We start from the raw sequence: 22,490 nt of genomic DNA, 5'->3' as shown, positions 1-22,490 counted from the left end.
TGTTTTTTACATGTAATAACAATCTTCATGAAATACAAGACCATTGGAGAGTTATTTACAACTAAGTTTTGGATTTGTTTAAATAGATGGAGTACAAACATCTAGTATTGGGACTACAACACATTATTTAGTGTTTATTATTACAAGATATTGTGTTTATTTACTTTATTTTACACATAGATGTAAAGTGACTGTAATATATGTATGCTAAACTAAGTAGGTCTAAGATTAAAAAAGGAAATGAATTTATGTCATATAGCAGAGTCAAACGACGTGCACTAAAAAAACAAAAGCACAAACAAGTTGCCTTTGGGCTATTGTTTACAGGATTGACAGTTGGATTGACAGGACAATTTGTAAATACAGAGTCTTTTGTAAAAGTTTCTGGTGAAGAAAAAACATCTGAGGCTTTAGAGATTACAACCTTGGAAACCAGTGTCCCAATGACAATTGAGGCAACAAAAGCTGTTTCAACGGATGCACATGTGGTTGCTTTTGCGGCAACTAATCTCATAAAGTCTGTTAATTATCAGCAAGAAAGTCCGACTTACAGTGAAGTAGTTGATAATGCAACAGTTGGGCAAACAAGCTATACAACTCCTGTAACATATACTGTTCAAAACGTTTCAGCTCCTGCAAGTTACTCAGGTGTTTTGTCAAATGGAAATACAGCTGGTGCTATAGGAACAGAGGCAGCCGCGCAAATGGCAGAGGCGACAGGAGTTCCGCAATCTACTTGGGAGTATATCATTGCTCGCGAATCTAATGGTAATCCGAATGCTTCAAACCCTTCTGGAGCATCTGGACTTTTCCAAACAATGCCAGGATGGGGTTCCACAGCTACTGTTCAGGATCAAGTTAATACTGCAATTAAGGCTTATAAATCACAAGGCCTCTCTGCCTGGGGAGTACAATAATCAAAAAAGTCATTGAAGTTAAAAATCTTCAATGACTTTTAAAATGTCTAAAGGAGAGTGACAAATGTAATCGGCACCTGCTAATAGGAGTTCGCTTTCTAATCCAAAACCCCAGGTAACTCCAATTGTTTTTATACCAGTGTTTTTACCACCAAATATATCAAACTTTGTATCACCAACAATAGCAGCCTCTTGATGATTTATTTGCTCAGATGAGAGACAAGTTTTGATAACTTCAGTCTTGTTGGGACGTTCTGGCGTATGTCCATAAATACCTGTAAAGTACTTGTCAATCTTTAAATGCTTTAGCATAACATAAATCATAGGTTCATTCTTACTACTGGTAACATATAGATTGACTCCATTAACAACTAATTGCTCTAAAAGCTCTTGAATTTTTGGATAAAGTTCAGCTTCAAATACACCAAGTTTCTTGTAATATTCCCGATAAATCGTTACAGCTGTGTCAACATCATTGACATAGTGACGAAAGGAATCTTCTAGTGGTGGTCCGATAAGGGTTCTAAGAGTTTTTTCTTCTGGAAAAGGCAGAGCTAATTTTTTGAAAGTGTAGGCAAAAGATTTTTTAATGCCAAGGCTAGAATCAGCTAGAGTGCCATCCAGATCAAAGAGGATAGATTTCATGACAGTCTCCTGTAAAGATATTGTGAAGGCTAATAGATTGACAAGTTAGGTGTTCAAAAGTCATTTCTAAAATGAAGGGCATGAGCGATTTAATTTTGTCAAATGCATCGTAATCAAAGCTATCATCAAAGTATTTGATGATTGTTGAAATAGCAGTGCCATGAGATCCGATGAGAATGGAATGATCTACTTGTTCTACTAAAAGATTTCTCAAAGCACGGATGTTTCTATCCTGAACTTCTCTTAAGGATTCGCCATCTGATAATTTATAAGAGAAATCCGCCCACTGTTTCTTTGTAAATTCTGTAAAGTTTTCAATCCAAACATTATCAATTTTTCGCTCTCTAAAATCAGAAATCGTATGAATATCTAGTGCTAGCTTTTTTGCAAGGGGCTTTACAGTATCATAAGCTCTCTTGTAAGGGCTTGAGAAAATCATGTCGACCTTCTTGTTTACGAAGAAGTCAAGCAAAAATTGACGATCTTGTAAACCTTTTTCGGAAAGTTCTCGATTAAAATCATCATGGTTATCATAGTTGGGCTGACAGTGGCGTATGAAGTAAAGTGTGGTTGTCATTTTTCGAAAATCTCCTCTGCATAATGTCGACCTGTCGGTGTGGCTGCAAGTCCCCCCTCAGCAGTTTCTCGAAAAGCAGTTGGTAAAGCAGAGCCGACTTGATACATGGCATCAATGACTTCATCAACTGGAATTTGGGACCGAATACCAGCGAGCGCCATATCCGCAGCGATAAGAGCGAAACTGGATCCCAAAGCATTACGTTTGACGCAAGGAACCTCCACTAATCCAGCAACAGGGTCACAAATGAGTCCTAACATATTTTTAATGACAAAGGCAACAGCCTGGCTAGCTTGAAAAGCACTACCACCAGCTGCCATAACAAGAGCAGCTGCAGCCATGGCAGAAGCAGAGCCGACTTCAGCTTGACAACCCCCTTCAGCTCCAGAAATAGAGGCATTGTTTCCAATTACTAACCCAAAGGCCCCAGCTGTGAAAAGAAAGTTTAGTTGTCCCTTGTCATTTAAATTTAGTTTGTCAATGGCAACTGACAGAACTGCTGGCAAGCAACCTGCAGAACCAGCAGTAGGGGTTGCACAAACTAATCCCATCTTAGCATTAAGTTCGTTGACTGCCATAGCATTACGTACAGCTGTTAAAATGGTTGTATCGGAAAGGGATTTTCCTTTGGAGATGTAGTTGTCCATCTTGACAGCATCACCACCGGTCAATCCTGAAATTGATTTTGTAGGTGTTAATCCTTCTGAGACAGAGGATTTCATGACTTCAAGATTTCGTGACATAATATAGGTAATTTCATCACGGCTTCGACCAGTCATCTCAATTTCTGTAGCAATCATGAGTTCTGCAACTGAGCCATTATGATAAGCGTCAGCTTGTTCAACTAGTTCTTTTATGGTGTAAAACACGTGTCAATCTCCTGTCAATCTAATCGAAAAAGTTTACATTGTAAAGGTTTGGGATATCTTCAATTTCTTGAACACATTTTTGACAATCTCTAGAATCCACCTCAATGATCATAATGGCTTTCTGCCCCTGGCTTTCTCTTGTAACAGTCATTTGAGCGATGTTGATACCATGTTTTGAGAGGCTATCGGTTACTTTAGCAATCATTCCAGGTACATCTTGATGAACGACAATGAGAGTTGGTGTATTCATAGATAAGGAGACAGAGAAACCATTGAGTTCAGTCACTTGGATGTTGCCACCTCCAATCGAGATGCCGGTAATACTCATGCTTCTGTTTCCTTTTTTGACAGTAATTTTGGCAGTATTGGGATGGGGAGCATTACTATCTTTTAAAATTTCCCAGTAGATTTTAATGCCACGCTGATGGGCAATTTCTAGTGAGTTTTTAATATTAGGATCGTCAGTATCCATTCCCATAATTCCAGCAACCAATGCCTTATCAGTGCCATGTCCTTGGTAGGTTTTGGCAAAGGAATTAAAAAGAGCGAAAGTAACGCTGTCAGGAATTTCTCCAAAAATTGAATGAACAACTTTTCCGATACGGACAGCTCCTGCTGTGTGGCTAGATGATGGGCCAATCATCACAGGTCCGATAATGTCAAAAACGGACTGAAATTTTAGATTTTTCATGTATTTCTCCAAGAATATAATCGTTATTGTCATTATAGCAGAATTAAGGAGAGATGTCTGAGTATTTTTTAAAGCCTATAGTTGGAAACAAGATTAAATACTGCTATAATAGAGCGTGCCTAATTTGTCAAAGGCATGTCAAAATCGACCTTCAAATCGATTTTTGATTAACTAGACCCTTCAAGTCTATGTTTACTAAATTATTTGATGGGAGGATTATCTATGACTGATAATTCAAAGACACGTGTTGTTGTCGGCATGAGTGGAGGAGTTGACTCCTCTGTTACAGCCTTGTTGTTAAAAGAGCAGGGCTACGATGTCATTGGTGTTTTTATGAAAAACTGGGATGACACTGATGAAAATGGTTTTTGTACGGCTACAGAGGATTATAAGGACGTTGCAGCCGTTGCTGATCAAATTGGTATTCCTTACTACTCTGTCAACTTCGAAAAAGAGTATTGGGATCGGGTATTTGAGTATTTCCTAGCAGAGTATCGGGCAGGTCGCACGCCTAATCCTGATGTCATGTGTAATAAGGAAATCAAATTCAAGGCCTTCTTGGATTACGCCATGACTCTGGGAGCGGATTATGTGGCGACTGGGCACTATGCACAAGTGTCACGCGATGAAGATGGCACTGTTCATATGCTGCGCGGGGCAGATAATGGCAAGGACCAGACCTACTTCCTCAGCCAACTCTCACAGGAACAGTTGCAGAAAACCATGTTTCCGCTCGGCCATTTACAAAAGCCTCAGGTGAGGGAAATAGCAGAGCGAGCAGGCTTGGCGACCGCTAAAAAGAAAGACTCGACAGGCATCTGCTTTATCGGTGAGAAGAACTTCAAAGAATTTCTAGGGCAGTATTTGCCAGCCCAGCCTGGTCGGATGCTGACGGTTGACGGTCGTGATATGGGAGAGCATACCGGCCTTATGTACTATACGATCGGCCAGCGGGGCGGGCTTGGTATCGGAGGACAAATCGGTGGGGACAATGAGCCTTGGTTTGTTGTCGGAAAAGACCTGTCTAAAAACATCCTCTATGTCGGACAAGGCTTCTACCATGAATCTCTTATGTCAACTTCTTTACAGGCTAGTCAAGTACACTTTACACGTGATATGCCTGAGGAATTCACCTTGGAATGCACAGCTAAGTTCCGCTACCGTCAACCAGATAGTCAAGTGACTGTCAAGGTGAAAGGTGATAAGGCAGAAGTGATCTTTGCAGAGCCACAACGAGCAATCACACCAGGACAAGCCGTTGTTTTCTATGACGGACAAGAATGCTTGGGTGGTGGCATGATCGACATGGCCTATAAAGATGGAGAGGCTTGTCAGTATATTTAATCAAAAATAAAAGCTTAGCACCCTCGTGCTAAGCTATTTATCTTATCCCCAGAAAGCATCTTCAGCTTTTTGGTCGGCTGAGAAGAGCCAAACTTCCTTGATTTTACCATCTTCCATACGGAAAAGATCGATACCATTCATGTTTAGTTCTTCACCATCTGTTCGAGTACCGAGGAATGTTACGTTAGCGGCAACAAGAGTATCATTATCTGACACCCAGTTTGTCACTACTTTGAAAGTTCCATTTGTTTTTTCGGCGAAAGTTGCTAGATGTGCTCCGAGTACTTCCTTACCAATTTTAGCACCAGATGTTGAATGATTTCCGGGTTGATGCCAGATAATGTCGTCAGCCATAGTTTCAAAAAGAGCTGCAAAATCACCAGCGATGAGAGCATTGTTATAGGCATTAAAAATTTCCAAGTTTGTTGACATTTGATGTCCTCCAATTTTTTTGATATAGTACAATTATAGTGGAAGTAGTCAATTATGCAAGTAGGTACTTTTGCATTTGTTGGTATCAAAAGTAATACTATTGTGATAAATAAAGGAGAAGTTTTTTGAAAAAAGTTAGTGAATATGGTATTTGTCCTTTTGCAACAACACAAAAAGTCTTGAGTGGTAAGTGGGGATTGGTGATTATCTACCAACTCAGTACAGGAACGAAACGCTTCAATGAATTACAGCGACTGATTCCAGGTATCACTCAAACCATGTTAACAAGGCACCTTAGACAATTGGAGGAGGATCGCATTATTAGTCGCACGGTCTATGCAGAAGTCCCCCCTCGTGTAGAGTACAGCTTGACTGAAATGGGTGAAAAATTTCGTTCGGTGCTGGATGCTGTTGAGGCTTGGGGCTTAGAATATATTGAAACGTTAACGTAACACCAGATTTGAAATTCTACAAATCTTTTGATAGAATAAGAGTAACAATTATCATGATGGTCAAAGCTCATGGGAATTGTAGGCTTTTTTGTCCTGCAATTTTCGAGAGTTTTGGCTATTTTTCTGTAAAAGAGGAAGGATTCAAGAGGTGCTGACATGGATTTTAGAACTCGAATTGATGCTCATAGTTTTGGTGTTAGGGTATCAGCTCTTATCTTGAAAGATGACAAGATTTATCTTGCAAAATCTCCCTACGATGGTTATTATCTACTAGGTGGAGCGATTTTAGTTAATGAATTGACAGAAGATGCCCTAAAACGTGAAATTCGAGAAGAAGTTAATCTTGATATTGAGGTTGGGAAATTAGCTTTTATCGTTGAAAATCAGTTTGCTTTGGAAGGTACCAATTATCACCAAATTGAATTTCATTATCTAGCTAACCCTTTATCTGAGCCTAAGACAGAGACTGTAGAGAGTGGGCAGACTAGAAAATGTGAATGGGTTTCGCTGGATAGGCTTTCAGATATTGACCTCAATCCTGCTTTTCTCAAAACAGCTTTGAAAAACTGGGATGGACAGATTAAACATTTTGTAAATAGATATGGAGAAGAATAAATGACACACGAATTTGTTGAATATTTTGACGTCATTGTAGTCGGTGCTGGGCATGCTGGTGTTGAGGCTAGCCTTGCGGCAGCTCGTATGGGTTGTAAGACTTTGCTTGCAACCATTAACCTAGATATGCTAGCGTTTATGCCGTGTAACCCTTCTATTGGCGGTTCTGCTAAAGGAATTGTTGTGCGCGAAATCGATGCTCTTGGGGGCGAAATGGGTAAAAATATTGATAAGACCTATATCCAGATGAAAATGCTGAATACAGGTAAAGGTCCTGCAGTTCGGGCTTTGCGTGCGCAAGCAGATAAAGTACTGTATGCGCGTGAGATGAAGCATACAGTTGAGCGACAAGAAAATTTGACCCTGCGTCAATCTATGATTGATGATGTGTTGGTCGAGAATGGCAAGGTTGTCGGTGTCTTGACAGCTACAGGTCAAAAATACGGTGCTAAGGCTGTTGTTGTCACAACAGGAACAGCCCTACGTGGCGAGATTATCTTGGGAGAACTCAAATATTCATCAGGCCCTAATAATAGCTTGGCATCAATTACTCTGGCAGACAATCTTAAAAAATTAGGTCTTGAAATTGGACGCTTCAAAACAGGGACACCACCTCGTGTCAAGGCGTCGTCAATTGATTATTCTGTTACAGAAATCCAACCTGGAGATGAGAAACCCAATCATTTTTCGTTTATGTCAAAAGATGAAGATTACCTTCAAGACCAAATTCCTTGCTGGTTGACCTATACTAATCAGTTCAGTCATTATATTATCAATAAGAATCTTCACCGTGCTCCAATGTTTTCTGGTATCGTTAAAGGGGTAGGTCCTCGCTACTGTCCATCCATTGAGGATAAAATTGTCCGTTTTGCGGATAAGGATCGCCATCAACTCTTTTTGGAACCTGAAGGTCGAGATACAGAGGAAGTTTACATCCAAGGACTATCAACTAGTCTTCCTGAAGATGTTCAGCGTGAGCTGGTTCATTCTATCAAAGGTCTGGAAAATGCTGAGATGATGCGCACAGGATATGCAATAGAGTACGATATTGTCCTGCCTCACCAACTTCGTGCAACCCTCGAAACCAAGATCATCTCAGGGCTTTTCACTGCTGGTCAGACCAATGGGACGTCTGGCTATGAGGAGGCTGCTGGTCAAGGTCTTGTTGCTGGGATAAATGCTGCGCTGAAAGTTCAAGGTAAACCTGAGTTAATTTTGAAGCGTAGTGATGCCTATATCGGTGTTATGATTGATGATTTGGTAACCAAGGGTACACTAGAACCCTACCGCCTTTTGACATCACGTGCAGAATATCGATTGATTTTGCGTCATGATAATGCAGATATGCGCTTGACACCAATCGGTCGTCAAGTGGGCTTGGTTGATGAAGAACGCTGGCAAGTTTTCGAAATCAAGAAAAATCAATTTGACAATGAGTTGACAAGATTGTCAACTAAAAAATTAAAACCTGTCAGGGAAACTAATGAAAAAATTGAAGCAATGGGATTTAAAGCCTTGACAGATGCTGTTACTGTAAAAGAATTCATGCGTCGTCCAGAGATTGACTATGCAACAGCAGTAGAATTTGTAGGACCAGCAGCGGAAGTTTTAGATAGCAAAATCATTGAACTTTTGGAAACTGAAATCAAGTATGAAGGTTACATCAACAAAGCGCTTGACCAGGTTGACAAGATGAAGCGCATGGAGGAAAAGCGTATTCCAGCTAATATTGACTGGGATGCCATTGACTCTATTGCTACAGAAGCTCGTCAGAAGTTCAAGAAAATCAATCCTGAAACCATTGGGCAAGCTAGTCGTATTTCTGGTGTCAATCCAGCAGATATATCAATTTTAATGGTTTATCTTGAGGGAAATAATAAGGCACGTAGAAAAACGGAATAGGACAGATACCAGCCTTTATTTTAGGGCTGGTTTGTGTTATAATGGGGCATTAAGAGGTTTAAGATGAAAAAATTTCGTTTGGCTGCTATTCATTTGATTTTGGTTGGATTGATTCTCTTTGGAATTTTGGCGGCTAGTCTTCGTCTGGCTGTTGATGATACGGGGAGAATTCTTGTCTTTTTCGCTGTTTCTGTCATCGTATCTGCTCTGCTATTTTATCAGAAAAAAGCATATGAGGAGTCTGATTTAGAAAGAATTGAGCGCCTCAATGAGGAGACTGAACAGAGTCTCAAACAGCTTTTGGATACCATGCCTGTGGGGGTTATTAAGTTCTCTCCGAACCTGTGGTCAGTCGAGTGGTTCAATCCTTATGCGGAGTTGATTTTTGCAGATCAGGAAGGAGATTTCAATGTGCCGTTAGTGATTGAAATCCTGACCGAACACAAAGAGAGTCCAATAACGATTCGTGAGATAAATGGTAAAAAGTATAGCCTGACGGTCGATTTTACAATGGGCATGCTCTATTTTTATGATAATCTGTCTGAAAGTCGTATCGGTGAAGCAGTATCAGACACTAGTCCTGTTATTGGGATTATCTCTATTGACAACTACGATGATGCTACAGAAAATTTAGCAGATGCTGAGGTTTCTCGCCTGAATAGTCTGATTGTCAAATTTGTAGCGGAATTTACACAGCGCTATAACATTTTTTATCGCCGTGTTGACATGGATCGTTTTTATTTCTTCACGGATTATGCAGTGCTCAATCAACTTATGGATTCAAAATTTGCCATTTTGGAAGAATTTAGGCAAGAAGCTAGAGAGCTCAATTTGCCTCTGACAATGAGCATGGGGGTTTCCTATGGTGATGGCAAGCATGATGAAATTGGGTCAATTGCTCAGAAAAATCTCAATATGGCTCTGGTACGTGGTGGCGATCAGGTTGTCGTTAAAGAAAATGATGAGCATAAAGACTTTATTTACTTCGGTGGTGGCACTATTTCAACTGTGAAACGTTCCCGAACCCGTACGAGAGCTATGATGACAGCTATTTCTGATAGGATAAAAATGGTAGATCAGGTATTTGTCATGGGGCACCGTAATCTTGACATGGATGCTCTGGGAGCAGCAGTTGGTATGGAGTTTTTTGCTTCAAATATCATCTCGAATACTTATGCTATCTATGATGATCAGCAGATGTCACCAGATATTGCCCGTGCAGTTGAGCGCCTTAAAGCTGATGGAAATACTCATTTAATCACTGTCAATGAAGCTTTAGCCCAAATTACCGATCAGTCCTTATTGATTATGGTTGACCACTCTAAGACGGCTTTGAGCTTGTCAAGGGAAGTTTACAATAGGTTTACAGAAGTTGTCGTTGTTGATCACCATCGTCGAGATGAGGACTTCCCAAAAAATGCAGTATTGTCATTTGTTGAGAGTGGTGCCAGCTCTGCCAGTGAGTTGGTGACAGAGTTGATACAATTTCAGAATGCTTCTGTTAAGTTGAGTAAACTTCAGGCCAGTGTGCTTATGGCAGGTATCATGCTTGATACCAAGAATTTTTCAACTCGGGTGACTAGCAGAACCTTTGATGTTGGATCTTATTTAAGAACTTTGGGTAGTGATAGTGTGGAAATTCATAATATCTCTGCCATAGATTTTGATGAATATCGTATTATCAATGAATTGATTTTACGCGGAGAGAAACTTTGGGAAGGCATTATTATTGCTAGTGGATCTGAAGATAGAACTTATAGTAATGTTATTTCTAGTAAGGCGGCCGATACTTTGCTTGATATGGCAGGAATTGAAGCAGCTTTTGTTGTCACAAGAAACAGTCAAGGGAATGTTTCAATCTCTGCTCGTAGTCGCAGTAAAATCAACGTGCAACGCGTGATGGAAGAGTTGGGTGGAGGCGGTCACTTTAATCTAGCTGCTTGTCAGCTCGAAAATCAAACGGTATCAGAAGCTCTGCTATTGCTTAAAGAAAAAATACAAGAAGAATTAGAGGGGGATTAGTATGAAGGTCATTTTTTTACAGGATGTTAAAGGTAAAGGGAAAAAGGGCGAGATTAAAGAAGTTCCTACTGGATACGCACAGAATTTTTTAATCAAGAAAAATCTTGCCAAAGAAGCGACAAGTCAGGCTATAGGAGAGTTGACAGGTAAGCAGAAGTCAGAGGCTAAGCATGCAGCAGAGATTTTGGCTGAGGCTAAGACTTTGAAAGCTGAATTGGAAAAAGAGGATCGTCGTGTAATCTTCACTGAAAAAGTAGGTCCAGATGGTCGTACCTTTGGCTCCATAACCGCTAAAAAAATTGCAGAAGAGTTGCAAAAACAATTTGGGCTAAAAGTTGATAAACGTCATATTGAGTTAGATCATCCAATCCGTGCCATCGGTTTGATTGAAGTTCCTGTTAAACTCCATAAAGAAGTTCAGGGACAAATCAAATTACAGGTCAAGGAAGTTTAGATTGACAAGAAGGTGACACTATGTAAAGGAGGCAGATTTTGTCAGAAGTCCAAGAATTGCGAGTTCAGCCACAAGATTTGCTGGCTGAGCAGTCGGTTTTAGGTTCCATTTTCATTACGCCTGATAAATTGATTTCGGTGCGTGAATACATTGAACCTGAAGACTTTTATAAGTATGCGCACAAGGTCATTTTTAAGGCCATGATTGCCTTGAATGATCGCAATGATGCTATTGATGCAACCACTGTGCGAGCTATGCTGGATAGCCAGGGGGATTTGCAAAATATTGGTGGGATTTCTTATTTGGTGGAGCTAGTTAATAGTGTTCCAACATCTGCCAATGCAGAATACTACGCTCAGATTGTGGCTGAAAAGTCCATGCTACGTCATATTATCAGTCGCTTGACAGAGACTGTCAATCAGGCTTATGATGGTAGCAATCCTTCTGAGGATATTATTGCCAGTGCTGAGCGGGCTTTAGTTGACATCAATGAGCGTAATAACAGCACTGGTTTCCGAAAGATTTCTGATGTCCTAAAAGTCAACTATGAAAATTTGGAGGCGCGTTCTCATCAAACATCAGATGTCACTGGTTTACCAACTGGTTTTCGCGACTTAGATAAGTTGACAACAGGTTTACACCCTGATCAGCTGGTTATTTTAGCCGCTCGTCCTGCAGTCGGAAAGACTGCCTTTGTGCTTAATATTGCTCAAAATGTTGGGACTAAGCAACAAAAACCTGTGGCAGTTTTCTCTCTCGAGATGGGAGCTGAGAGTCTAGTTGATCGTATGTTAGCGGCAGAAGGTATGGTTGACTCTCATTCGCTTAGGACAGGGCAATTGACTGATCAAGATTGGCAGAATGTCACCATGGCTCAAGGCGTCTTAGCTGAAGCACCAATCTATATTGATGACACTCCTGGGATTAAAATTACTGAAATTCGTGCTCGCTCACGTAAATTGGCTCAGGAGACAGGTGGATTAGGTCTTATTGTCATTGATTATTTGCAACTGATTACGGGAACTCGTCCAGAAAACCGACAACAAGAGGTATCTGACATTTCTCGTCAGCTGAAAATTTTGGCAAAAGAGCTGCGCGTACCTGTAATAGCTCTTAGTCAGCTGTCTCGTGGTGTTGAGCAACGTCAGGATAAGCGGCCGGTATTGTCCGATATTCGTGAGTCAGGCTCTATCGAGCAAGATGCGGATATTGTTGCTTTCTTGTACCGAGATGATTACTATCGTCGTGAGGGTGACGATCAAGAAGATGCTATTGAGGATAATACCATCGAGGTTATCCTTGAGAAAAACCGTGCCGGTGCGCGTGGTACGGTTAAACTTCTTTTCCAAAAAGAGTATAATAAATTTTCTACCATCGCACATTTTAATGAACAATAACAGAAGCTGTATAAGCTTTTAATGAAAGAAAGAGAGAAACTATGAGTGACGCATTTGCTGATGTAGCAAAAATGAAAAAAATCAAAGAAGAGATTAAAAATCACGAGGGTCAGTTGGTTGAGTTGACTCTTGAAAACGGGCGTAAACGTGAACGTAACCGTATTGGGCGTTTGACGGAAGTTTATCAATCGCTTTTTATTGTGGAATTTACTGATAATACTGATATTCCTGGAGCTATCAATAACACCACTGTTGAATCTTATACGTACTCCGATATTTTGACAGAGAAGACTTTAATTCGTTATTTAGATTAATTGATGGAGGGGCTTTATAAGTCCTTTTTATAGTCTCGGTGTGATGTAACATTCTAAAAGTGAGGCCTTTAACATGAGAAAACTACCACATCAGATTATCTACTTAAGACTTTTCAGTTACTAGCTAGAAGCAAGTTGGAAATTTTATAAGGATGTTTTTGGTTGGATCTATGGGAATGGGGAGATGGTTATAGTGATAGTTCCAGCGGTTTGACTAGCGATATTGGAAAGACATTTGGGCGTAAGTTCTATTACTCGGTCCTTATGCTGATAAGCTGGAAGAAAGTCTTCAAAAAGTTAAAGCTTCTGGAGGGAAAAGTGAAAAATAGTTTTGACTTCCTATACGTGTGCCATTTTCATTTAATTTAAGGTTCTAGCAGGAAATAAGTGTTAGTTTGGTCTGATAACTGAAAATTAGCAGTAAAAAGGCTTTACATTTTTTGTTGTGTGTGATATATTAAAGTTTGTGTGAAATAATAGCAAAGCAAAATGAAGCTCGTCAACAGAAGGTCAGCAAGAAGAGTAATCGTTGCTGTTTCGATGAAGATCTCCTGCACGAATCAGGTTTGCTTAAAAGATTATTTCCTCAAAATTGAGAGATAGCTCTGCTATTTCTGAGAAAATATTTAGAGGAGGACATTATAAATGTCACGTTATACAGGTCCATCATGGAAACAAGCTCGTCGCCTTGGTTTGTCATTGACAGGCACAGGTAAAGAATTGGCACGTCGTAACTACGTACCAGGTCAACACGGCCCAAACAACCGTTCAAAACTTTCTGAGTACGGTTTGCAATTGGCTGAGAAACAAAAATTGCGTTTTTCATACGGTTTGGGTGAAAAACAATTCCGTAACTTGTTCGTACAAGCTACTAAAATCAAATCTGGTACAGTCGGTTTCAACTTTATGGTACTTCTTGAGCGTCGTTTGGATAACATAGTTTACCGTCTTGGTTTGGCAACGACTCGTCGTCAAGCGCGTCAATTTGTAAACCACGGTCACATTCTTGTTGACGGCAAACGCGTTGATATCCCTTCATACCGCGTTGAAGTTGGTCAAGTGATCTCAGTTCGCGAAAAATCAGCTAAAGTTCCAGCAATCCTTGAAGCTGTTGAAGCTATCGTTGGTCGTCCAGCATTCGTATCGTTTGATGCTGAAAAACTTGAAGGAGCACTTACTCGTCTTCCAGAACGCGACGAAATCAACCCAGAAATCAACGAAGCCCTTGTTGTTGAGTTCTACAACAAAATGCTTTAATTTTAAGATTTATCTTACAGAAAGCCTACAACCGTGGGCTTTTTGCTTTGTCTTAAAATGTTGATTTCTGGGTTTGCTCCCCTTTTTGCTGTTATACCATTTAAGTATAGGAAAACCAGCTTTTGGGGCTGGTTTTTAGATCATGATGGGTAGGATGATTTTGAGTTTGACCCAGTTATCTTCTTTGGTGAAAGTCATGTGCCCATGGTATTTTTGGCAGATGTATTGAATACTCTTGAGGCCTATGCCGTGGTTTGTTTTATCTTTCTTTGATGTTTGAGGGAGATTGTTTTCATGGATGGTTAGTTCGGATAAGTCGTAATTGTCGAGTTTGATAATGGCAAACTGTCCACGATTACTTACTTTTAGGGAAATAAGGCGTTGCTCTGGATTGTTAATCTTCTCGACAGCTTCGATGGCATTGTCAAGGGCATTTCCAAAGAGAGAGGAGAGGTCCATTGCATCCATGTGATTGAGGATTTGCCCTTGAACTAAACAGGTGAAGGTGATGTCATGCTGTAAACAGTAGCGACTCTTTTGAGAAATAATGGTGTCAAGTACGGGGTTTCCAGTGTCAACCTTTGATTCAAATTCTCTGATGCTAATTTCCATATCGCGGAGGTAGCCGGCACGTTTTTCATGATTTTCTTCGCCTTTGATGATTTGAATCTGGTGCTTTAGGTCATGGACTTTACGACTGATAATATCACTATTTTCACGATAGGCACGGTACTGATTGTACTGAAGTTGAAAGGCATTTTGCATGGCAAGGAGTTCTTGTCGGAGGTACTCGTCTCGCCTGTAGGATTCCTGAGTCAATAAAATCAAGAGACCAGACAAATTCATCATGCTTCTGAGAATGAAAACATTGCTAGAATCCTTAAATCCAAGGGGTGTGTCAGATAAAAGAAATCCGATATTACTGAAGAGAAAGATTGACAGGGCTGTAAAGCTAGCGATGAGAATTTCTTTTCTGCCAATCATACGCTCCGTATCGGTGCTGTCAGCATTTTTTTCAAGGATTGCCAGACTTGTAAAGCTTATCAGGTAGGCCAAACTCATAAAAATGATTTCAGCTCCTAGCACCGCTTTTCCCACTCCAAGAGCTAGAAGGCAGTAGAGATGCCAACTGAAGGCGGCCACCAGTTCTGCAGCAACAAAAGCTTTGGCGGTAAGGTAGAAGCTGAGCTTAAAACTGGTGCCAAGTAGGTGAAAACTGAAATACATCCAAGTAATGTTGACGAACATGCCTGGAAGCCAGAGGTAAAGTGGTAGTTTTCCCGCTAATAGCTGCAACCCGGCTTGTCCGAGAAGAACGAGGAGGGCTTTTAAAGCAATTTGGAGAGAGAAACTTTCTTTTTTTAGGTGAGGGAGGCTGATGATAAGGACAGCACCAGCTTCGGCAAGGGCTGTGTAGAGTCTTGGAATGTCTGGGAAAATCATAGAATCTCATCTCCAATGTAGTTGGTTAGAGCCTCCATGAAGGCTTTTTTTCTGGGGCGACTGATTTGAAGCTTTTCACCACTGATATAGGCTAGGCTACCGTCAACTTTCTCGATGTGGGCCAAGTTGACGATGTAGTGGTTGTTTGAACGAAAGAATGACTTCTGATCTAGAAGTTGCTCCATATTTTTCATGGAGTTAAGGGTAGAGATGGTCTTTTTCTTAGTGTGAATATAGACGTGGTGACCTTGATTTTCAACGTAGAGGATGTCATCCTGCTTGACTTTGATGGTTTGCCCCTTGCTTTTGATAAAGATAACTTTTTCTTCGTGGCTAGGGAGTTTTCTCAAGATTTTTTTGAAATGTTCTTCAAAAATGAATTGTGTTAGTGGCTTGAGGAGGAAGTCAATAGCTTCGACAGAATAGCCTTGGATAGCGACACCAGAATGATTGGTCACAAAGACAATCAAGACATCTTTGTCTAGCTCACGTATCTTTTTAGCAGCAGACATGCCATCTAGCACTGCCATTTCCACATCAAGATAAATGACATCATATTTAGGTTGGTAGTCACTGGTGATGTGGATGCCGTCATTGAAAAAGTCGATTTTGAGAGGAATGTTTCGTGATGTACAAGATGTGTTAAGATAGGAAGCAAGGCGCTCCTGCTCGTTTTTTTGATCTTCAACAATGGCAATTTTCAGCATCTGATAGGACTTCCTTTCTAGCAAGTGGATAAGAATAAAGGGATGGTTTGCCTGTCTAGTATAGCAAAATTTAAAAGGAATTGACAGGTTATGAAGTGAAAAAGACAGAATGTGAAGTAAGGGTTTTCATTTTTTTGTTGAGGTGGTAAATTGTCTGTGTAAGCGCTTCTCAAAAAAGAAAATTTTAGGAGGAACACACATGAGAACAAGAAAACACGCTAAAACAGCTCTTACAGCAGTTGTGGCAGCAGGTTCGGTTTTCACACCAGTTTCAGCATCTGATTATGCTGATTCATACCAATCTTGGGATGCGGCAAGCATTGTTAAGACGACAATGATTTGCGCTATTGTAGCCATCGTTGCGCTTCTAGCTTTTGCTGTTTACCGCATCATCAAAAACAAATCACTCAAAGGTAAGAAGAAAAAAATTGGTTTTACCCTATTATCTCTTCTTGGGCTTGTGGTCATTGGAGCTAACTACGCCCTTAATATGTTTGTCAATGTTGTTGATACTTACTTTGCGCCATCTTATGCAGACGATGGAAAAATTGCTGACGCAGAAAAAGTGTCAAAAGACTTGGTAACTGAGATCCAAGAAGAAGGAACAGTTCTGCTTGAAAATAAAGACCAAACCTTACCACTTAAAAAATCATCAAAAGTCAATATCTTTGGTATTTCATCAGTGGCTGTGACTTACGGTGGCTCTGGTTCAGGTGCGGCAGATGAATCAAAAAATGTAAACTTGCAACAAGGTCTTGAAAGTGTTGGTTTTGAAGTCAATTCAGAATTGACAGATTTTTATAAAGAAAATCTTCCTAAAAAAGAAGGAGGAAATATCTTCTCGCTCAATGGTGGTGACTATAATATTTACGAGCCAGCTAAGGATAAGTATTCAGAAGATTTGCTGAAAAATGCCAAAGCGTTCTCAGATACCGCAGTGGTTGTTATTTCTCGTAATGGTGGTGAGGGTGCAGACCTTCCACAAAACATGGCGGAATACCAACAAGGTGATAAAGATAAGCACTATCTTGAGCTTCAGGATGTTGAAAAAGACATGTTGAAGACTGTGACTGAAAACTTCGACAAGGTTGTTGTCTTAGTTAACTCGTCAAATGCCATGGAGTTAGGCTTCCTAGAAGATGCAGGTGTAGATGCAGCTCTTTGGATTGGTGGACCAGGATCAACAGGTCTTAATGGAGTAGCGAAAATCCTTTCTGGTGAAGTTAACCCATCAGGTCGTTTGGTGGATACTTACGCTTACGACATGACCTCAAATCCAACCTATTGGAATACCGGTGACTTCTCCTATACTAATATTAGCTATGAAAAAACGCCTTGGGGTGCTAAAGAACCACAAACATTTAACTACAAATTTGTTAATTACCAAGAAGGTATTTACCTTGGATACCGTTACTACGAAACCCGCTTTGTAGATAATGCTACTGGCAAAATGGACGAAGCTGCTTACGACAAGGCTGTCCAATACCCATTTGGATATGGACTTAGCTATACAAACTTCGATAAAGAAATCACTAGCATGAAAGAGGCTGGCGATAAGATTGAAGTTACTGTTAAAGTAACCAATACCGGTGATGTCGCTGGTAAGGATGTTGCTCAAATCTACTACACAGCACCATATACAGCTGGTGGAATTGAAAAATCTCATGTTGTTTTAGCTGGTTTTGACAAAACTAAAACCCTAGAACCAGGTCAAAGCGACAACCTGACCATTGCCTTTGACCGTGATGATTTGGCTTCATACGATTACAAAACTGAAAAAGCTTATGTGCTTGATGCAGGAAAATATGAAATCAAACTCATGAACAATGCCCACGACGTGATTGATTCAGAAACTTACACAGTTGCTTCAAAAGAAGTCCGTAAACAACGTAGCTCTGATAAAGCTGAAGTAACTAATGCTTTTGAATATGCTATTGGTGAGATTAAATACCTCAGCCGTAACGACTGGGCAGGTACTGAACAAACTGAACGTACCAAAGACCAAGAAGCAAGCGCACAAGTCGCTGAAGAAATCGATAATAAAAACTTCCGTATTGACGAAAACTCAGAAACTCCAGTTAATAACGTAGCGACGAAAGACAATAACCTTCGTTTGGTTGACCTTGTCGGTGCTGACTACGATGACGAACGTTGGGACAAATTGGTTGCTCAAATGTCTGTTGATGAGATGACCAAATTGATTGGATTTGGTGGCTATGCGACTGGTGCTGTTAAGTCAATTGATAAACCTGCAGTGGTTGATCTTGATGGACCTGCTGGTATCAACGGTATCTTCCAAGGTATTAAAGGTATTCAATATAACTCAGAAGTTGTGGTTGCTTCTACTTGGAACACCGATCTTGCTGAAAAAATGGGAGATGCCTTTGCTAAAGAAGCTTTGGCACACGGTATCGTTGGTCTGTATGCACCAGCTGTAAACATTCACCGTTCACCATTCTCAGGACGTAACTTTGAGTATTACTCAGAAGACCCTCTTATTTCTGGTAAAATGGCTAGCGCTCTTGTAGCTAAAGCCTTGGAAAATGGGGTTTATACCTTTACCAAACACTTTGCCCTTAATGACCAAGAAGATAACCGTGAAGGTGTTGCCACTTGGTCTAACGAGCAAGCTATACGTGAAATTTACCTGAAAGCCTTTGAGATTCCCGTCAAAGAAGGTGGCGCGACAGCTATCATGTCATCATTTAACCGTATCGGAACTCTTTGGGCTGGTGGTAATAAAGACCTTCTTGACACAGTGCTTCGTAAAGAATGGGGCTTCCATGGTATGGTCATCACAGACTATGACGGTCAAGAGTACATGAGTCCAGACCAAGCCATTCGCAACGGAGGTGACCTCATGTTGTCAACCCTTGGAGATATGCCAACAGCAGTTTCAACAGGTACAGAAGAAGGTGTGACAGCTCTTCGTCGTGCTTCTAAAAATATCCTCTACACAGTTGCTCATTCTGCAGCCTTTGACATCTATAAACCAAAAACAAAATGGTGGATTGTTGCTCTTGTAGCTGGAAATGTTGCTCTTATTGGCTTGACAGGTCTTGGACTTATCAAGGTAACTGGCAAAAAAGCTGAAGACGAAGTAGCTTAAAAGTTTTGAAGGCGTGAGAAATCACGCTTTCTCATTTTAAGGAGAAAGAGATGAAAGAATGGATTGACAAACACCCAGATTTGTGGGAGTTTATTAAGTTTAATGTGTTATCAAATGTGGCAACGATTACGAATTTTTGTATGCTCTGGTTAGGAAGTCATTTTCTTTTTACATCTTTTTCAAAGCAGAGCTTTAATTGGTTTATTTTTCAATATCCAGTTAAGAACGGTGGTTTAAATGGATTTTTGTCCTTCTTGTTGGCCTATGTGGCAGCGCAGGTGGTGAACTATATCGTACAACGTAAATTGGTTTTTGGGGCTGAAAATGACATTTCAAAGACCTTACATTGGTACATTTTGACCGTTGTGGTGGCGGGAATTTTATCAATTGTCTTACCCCCTTACACTACTGCACTTTTCCAAAGTTGGGGAATGGGTCTTGGTTGGGCGCAGACCTTAGCTAACTGGGTTAATATTATCGTTCAGGTCGTCATCAACTACCCGATGATGAAATTTGTGATTATGAAATGATGAAAAGGAGCTTAGAGCCTCGAAGCTGTAGAGACAGTATCTTTTTGCCACTTCCGTAAGATTGTCAGATGCCAGAAACCTCTTGGTGGAATACTAGGGCTAAGTTTTGAGTTGAAGTTTCAAATGTTTCGGATTGCATAAAGGCTGGTCTGAGCAGTTTTAAACGCAGTGGAAGTGGCACAAAGCCTCGTTTGGCTCGTCATGGTGAGCCTCCTTGGGCTTATATTATCTAGCAGAGTGATGTGAGAGACAGGTGATTTATCTTTAGTCTAAGTCTCTTTATCTTGCTTTGCAATCTGTGCTCAAAATCAGTCAACCTATGAAGAAAGCGTTTTATTTTCTGAGCCTCTTTGCTATCATAAAGTTAAGAAAAAAATCGAGGTGTGTATATGTTGAAACATCAAGAGATTATTGACCGATTAACGTTGGCGCAAAAGGCTGCGCTTATGTCAGGTCGGACGACTTGGGAAACGGTAGATTTTGAAGAGGAGGGTGTGCCTAGTATCTTCCTATCAGACGGGCCTCATGGCATTCGTAAGCAGGAGGGGGCGGGTGACCATTTGGGCCTCAATGCTTCTGTGCCAGCGACTTGTTTTCCGACAGCTGCGACCCTTGCCAATAGTTGGGACCAGGATTTGCTCGAGGAGGTTGGCTCTGCACTTGGAGCTGAGGCTAATAAATTGGGTGTTAATGTTGTTCTAGGTCCTGGACTTAATATTAAGCGCAACCCTATGTGTGGTCGTAACTTTGAATATTACAGCGAAGACCCTTATCAGGCTGGTAAAATGGCTGCCGCAATGATCCGAGGCATTCAATCACAAGGCGTAGCTGCTTGTCCAAAACACTTTGCAGCCAACAGCCAAGAACTTAAACGGATGTCGTCAGATTCTGTTGTGGATGAGCGTACCTTCCGCGAAATTTATACGACCGGCTTTGAAATTGCGGTCAAGGAAGGACAAGCTAAGTCTATCATGACAGCTTATAACAAAATCAACGGCATCTATGCTAATGAAGACCGTCATCTCTTGCGCGACATTCTACGTGATGAGTGGGGGTTTGATGGTTTTGTCGTTTCAGATTGGGGCGGTTCAAATAATCATGTTTTAGGCGTTGAAAATGGTAGTCACTTGGAAATGCCAAGCACGGGAACAGTTGGACAGAGAGAGCTGATTGATGCGGTGGCTTCTGGACGTCTCAATGAGGCGGAGCTAAACGAGCGCGTGGATGAATTTTTAGATGTCATTCTTGAGCTTGCTGAAGCTGACAAGGTGACTGTTGATATGGAAGCCCAGCACCGCTTGGCTCAAAAAGCCGCGCGTGAAAGCATTGTGCTTTTGAAAAATGAGGACAATATCCTTCCTCTTTCTCCTAAAACTAAGGTGGCCTTGGTTGGGGAATTTGCCTCAGAACCGCGCTATCAAGGGGCTGGTTCTTCTCTTATCAATCCAAGTAAGCTAGATAAAACGATTGATATCATCAAAGACTATGATTTGGATGTCCTTGGAGTCGCCAAGGGCTATGAGCGTACCGATATGGCAAATCAAGTTTTGGTCTCAGAAGCAGTGGAACTGTCAAAAAAAGCTGATGTGACGCTTCTCTATCTCGGTCTAGATGAAATCAGCGAGAGTGAGGGGCTTGATCGCCACCACATTTCCCTACCTACCAATCAGCTGACACTTTTAGACGAATTATCAAAAGTGACCGACAAAATTATTGTTGTTCTGTCGGCTGGTTCTGTCGTTGACCTTAACTGGGATGTCAAGGTCAAAGGTTTGGTTCACGGATACTTATCAGGTCAAGCTGGTGCAGGAGCGATGCTTGATGTGTTGACAGGTCTCTATAATCCTAGCGGTAAGCTGAGTGAGACCTACCCACTAGCTATCTCAGATGTACCATCGTCACTTGATTACCCAGCACAAGGGGATTATTCACTTTACCGCGAAGGGCTTTATGTTGGCTACCGTTATTTTGAAACTGCTCAGACACCGGTCAAGTACCCTTATGGCTACGGGCTCAGCTACACGAACTTCGCTTATAGCGACTTGGTCATTTTGGAAAATGGCGTCCGCTTCACCCTGACAAATACAGGAAATTGTGCAGGATCAGAAGTTGCTCAGCTCTATATCGGTGCTGGCGCAAGTAACCTTTACCGAGCTAGAAAAGAACTCAAAGGCTTTGCCAAAGTGTATCTGGAGGCAGGCGAGAGTCAGCAAGTCTTTATTGGCTTTGACGATAAGACTTTTCGATACTACAATACCTTGACAAGACGTTTTGAGGTTGAAGCAGGAGTTTATGATATTATGCTTGGTTCAAGCGTGTCTGATATCCGACTAACTGGTCAAATGGCTCAAGAGGGAACGACAGAGAATATTCCAGAACTTGACTTGCCAAGCTATTACACAGCCTCTGTCCTCAATGTGCCCGACGAAGAGTTTGCCCGATTGCTAGGTCGCTCGGTACCAAAAGAAAACTGGATAAAGGGACAAAAGCTCCGCATAAATGATGCGTTATCTCAAATGGCTTTTGCCAAGAGCGGTTTGGCTCGATTGGTTGCTCGAATCCTGCGCAGGCTTTTAGCCAGAGCCGAGAAAAACGGCAAACCAGACTTAAACCTGCTCTTTCTTTACAATATGCCTTTTCGTGCCCTTGCCAAGATGACGGGTGGAAACATCGATATGGCTATGGTTGAGGGAATCTTGACCATCGTAAACGGACATTTTTGGCGTGGATTGTCCCAAACCTTCAAAGCCTTTCGTCAAAAACGTAAGGCTGACAGGGCGCTAGTGGCGAAAAAAGTCTAAATGTGATAATAT

General features: G+C 41.1%; 20 protein-coding genes. 13 read left to right on the top strand and 7 right to left on the bottom strand.

The genetic code is table 11. From position 1 onward, the window contains the following. Positions 1-248 precede the first annotated feature (248 nt). Entirely contained in the window at positions 249-917 is a 669-nt protein-coding gene (locus G576_RS13210; RefSeq protein WP_037618479.1) for a transglycosylase SLT domain-containing protein, read from the top strand. Between the two features lie 18 nt (positions 918-935). Here the strand turns inward: G576_RS13210 and G576_RS0104575 are convergent, their stop codons facing one another. From G576_RS0104575 to sdaAB, 4 genes are read right to left on the bottom strand one after another with little or no spacing between them, the layout of a single operon-like run. Next, positions 936-1,562 (bottom strand): HAD-IA family hydrolase, encoded by a 627-nt coding sequence (locus G576_RS0104575; RefSeq protein WP_027973604.1) that lies wholly within the window; start codon positions 1,560-1,562, stop codon positions 936-938. After that, entirely contained in the window at positions 1,543-2,139 is a 597-nt protein-coding gene (locus G576_RS0104570; RefSeq protein ID WP_027973603.1) for a histidine phosphatase family protein, read from the bottom strand. Before G576_RS0104570 ends, G576_RS0104575 begins: the two co-directional genes overlap by 20 nt. Further along, positions 2,136-3,008, bottom strand: coding sequence for an L-serine ammonia-lyase, iron-sulfur-dependent, subunit alpha (gene sdaAA, locus G576_RS0104565; RefSeq protein ID WP_027973602.1), 873 nt, complete (start codon positions 3,006-3,008; stop codon positions 2,136-2,138). The genes G576_RS0104570 and sdaAA overlap by 4 nt, the downstream gene beginning before the upstream one ends. Before the next feature lie 19 nt (positions 3,009-3,027). Next, the gene (gene sdaAB / locus G576_RS0104560) at positions 3,028-3,699 is read right to left on the bottom strand and encodes an L-serine ammonia-lyase, iron-sulfur-dependent subunit beta (protein WP_027973601.1); all 672 of its coding nucleotides are present in this window, start codon (positions 3,697-3,699) and stop codon (positions 3,028-3,030) included. A 222-nt stretch (positions 3,700-3,921) separates the two neighbouring features. On the opposite strand from sdaAB, the gene mnmA reads away from it, so the two are divergent. Continuing rightward, positions 3,922-5,043, top strand: coding sequence for a tRNA 2-thiouridine(34) synthase MnmA (gene mnmA, locus G576_RS0104555; RefSeq protein WP_027973600.1), 1,122 nt, complete (start codon positions 3,922-3,924; stop codon positions 5,041-5,043). A gap of 42 nt (positions 5,044-5,085) precedes the next feature. Here the strand turns inward: mnmA and G576_RS0104550 are convergent, their stop codons facing one another. Then, entirely contained in the window at positions 5,086-5,475 is a 390-nt protein-coding gene (locus G576_RS0104550) for a nuclear transport factor 2 family protein (protein WP_002941856.1), read from the bottom strand. 125 nt (positions 5,476-5,600) lie between these two features. Here G576_RS0104550 and G576_RS0104545 point away from each other — a divergent pair, with 125 nt between their 5' ends. From G576_RS0104545 to rpsD, 8 genes are all read left to right on the top strand, one after another. Continuing rightward, positions 5,601-5,927 (top strand): winged helix-turn-helix transcriptional regulator, encoded by a 327-nt coding sequence (locus G576_RS0104545; protein WP_027973599.1) that lies wholly within the window; start codon positions 5,601-5,603, stop codon positions 5,925-5,927. 156 nt (positions 5,928-6,083) lie between these two features. Beyond that, positions 6,084-6,542 carry an NUDIX hydrolase gene (locus G576_RS0104540; protein ID WP_027973598.1) on the top strand — a complete coding sequence of 153 codons (459 nt, stop codon included), beginning with the start codon at positions 6,084-6,086 and terminating at the stop codon, positions 6,540-6,542. Then, positions 6,543-8,444, top strand: coding sequence for a tRNA uridine-5-carboxymethylaminomethyl(34) synthesis enzyme MnmG (gene mnmG / locus G576_RS0104535; RefSeq protein WP_027973597.1), 1,902 nt, complete (start codon positions 6,543-6,545; stop codon positions 8,442-8,444). It abuts the gene before it with no gap. 63 nt (positions 8,445-8,507) lie between these two features. Beyond that, a complete protein-coding gene (locus G576_RS0104530) occupies positions 8,508-10,466 on the top strand; it encodes a DHH family phosphoesterase (protein ID WP_027973596.1) in 1,959 nt (652 codons plus the stop codon). 1 nt (position 10,467) lies between these two features. Further along, positions 10,468-10,920, top strand: a complete 453-nt coding sequence (gene rplI, locus G576_RS0104525) for a 50S ribosomal protein L9 (RefSeq protein ID WP_027973595.1) — start codon at positions 10,468-10,470, stop codon at positions 10,918-10,920. Positions 10,921-10,958: 38 nt separating this feature from the next. Further along, entirely contained in the window at positions 10,959-12,317 is a 1,359-nt protein-coding gene (gene dnaB, locus G576_RS0104520; protein WP_027973594.1) for a replicative DNA helicase, read from the top strand. Between the two features lie 41 nt (positions 12,318-12,358). After that, entirely contained in the window at positions 12,359-12,631 is a 273-nt protein-coding gene (locus G576_RS0104515) for a Veg family protein (protein WP_027973593.1), read from the top strand. Between the two features lie 645 nt (positions 12,632-13,276). After that, positions 13,277-13,888, top strand: a complete 612-nt coding sequence (gene rpsD, locus G576_RS0104505) for a 30S ribosomal protein S4 (RefSeq protein WP_027973591.1) — start codon at positions 13,277-13,279, stop codon at positions 13,886-13,888. Positions 13,889-14,023: 135 nt separating this feature from the next. Here the strand turns inward: rpsD and G576_RS0104500 are convergent, their stop codons facing one another. Together G576_RS0104500 and G576_RS0104495 are read right to left on the bottom strand one after the other, a co-directional pair. Then, on the bottom strand, positions 14,024-15,331 hold the full coding sequence (locus tag G576_RS0104500) for a sensor histidine kinase (protein WP_027973590.1): 1,308 nt from the start codon (positions 15,329-15,331) through the stop codon (positions 14,024-14,026). After that, positions 15,328-16,038 (bottom strand): LytR/AlgR family response regulator transcription factor, encoded by a 711-nt coding sequence (locus G576_RS0104495; RefSeq protein ID WP_037618474.1) that lies wholly within the window; start codon positions 16,036-16,038, stop codon positions 15,328-15,330. The genes G576_RS0104500 and G576_RS0104495 overlap by 4 nt, the downstream gene beginning before the upstream one ends. Before the next feature lie 199 nt (positions 16,039-16,237). Here G576_RS0104495 and G576_RS0104490 point away from each other — a divergent pair, with 199 nt between their 5' ends. The 3 genes from G576_RS0104490 (at position 16,238) to G576_RS0104480 (ending at position 22,478) form a co-directional block, all read left to right on the top strand. Continuing rightward, positions 16,238-19,147 (top strand): glycoside hydrolase family 3 C-terminal domain-containing protein, encoded by a 2,910-nt coding sequence (locus G576_RS0104490; protein ID WP_027973588.1) that lies wholly within the window; start codon positions 16,238-16,240, stop codon positions 19,145-19,147. A 50-nt stretch (positions 19,148-19,197) separates the two neighbouring features. Continuing rightward, positions 19,198-19,677 carry a GtrA family protein gene (locus G576_RS0104485; RefSeq protein WP_027973587.1) on the top strand — a complete coding sequence of 160 codons (480 nt, stop codon included), beginning with the start codon at positions 19,198-19,200 and terminating at the stop codon, positions 19,675-19,677. Positions 19,678-20,066: 389 nt separating this feature from the next. Continuing rightward, positions 20,067-22,478 (top strand): glycoside hydrolase family 3 C-terminal domain-containing protein, encoded by a 2,412-nt coding sequence (locus G576_RS0104480; protein ID WP_211218871.1) that lies wholly within the window; start codon positions 20,067-20,069, stop codon positions 22,476-22,478. Positions 22,479-22,490 lie beyond the last annotated feature (12 nt).

The sequence above is a fragment of the Streptococcus porci DSM 23759 genome, assembly GCF_000423765.1.
GTDB lineage: Bacteria > Bacillota > Bacilli > Lactobacillales > Streptococcaceae > Streptococcus > Streptococcus porci.
Note: the sequence above shows the minus strand (reverse complement) of the source record. Positions and strands in the feature narration are given on the sequence as shown.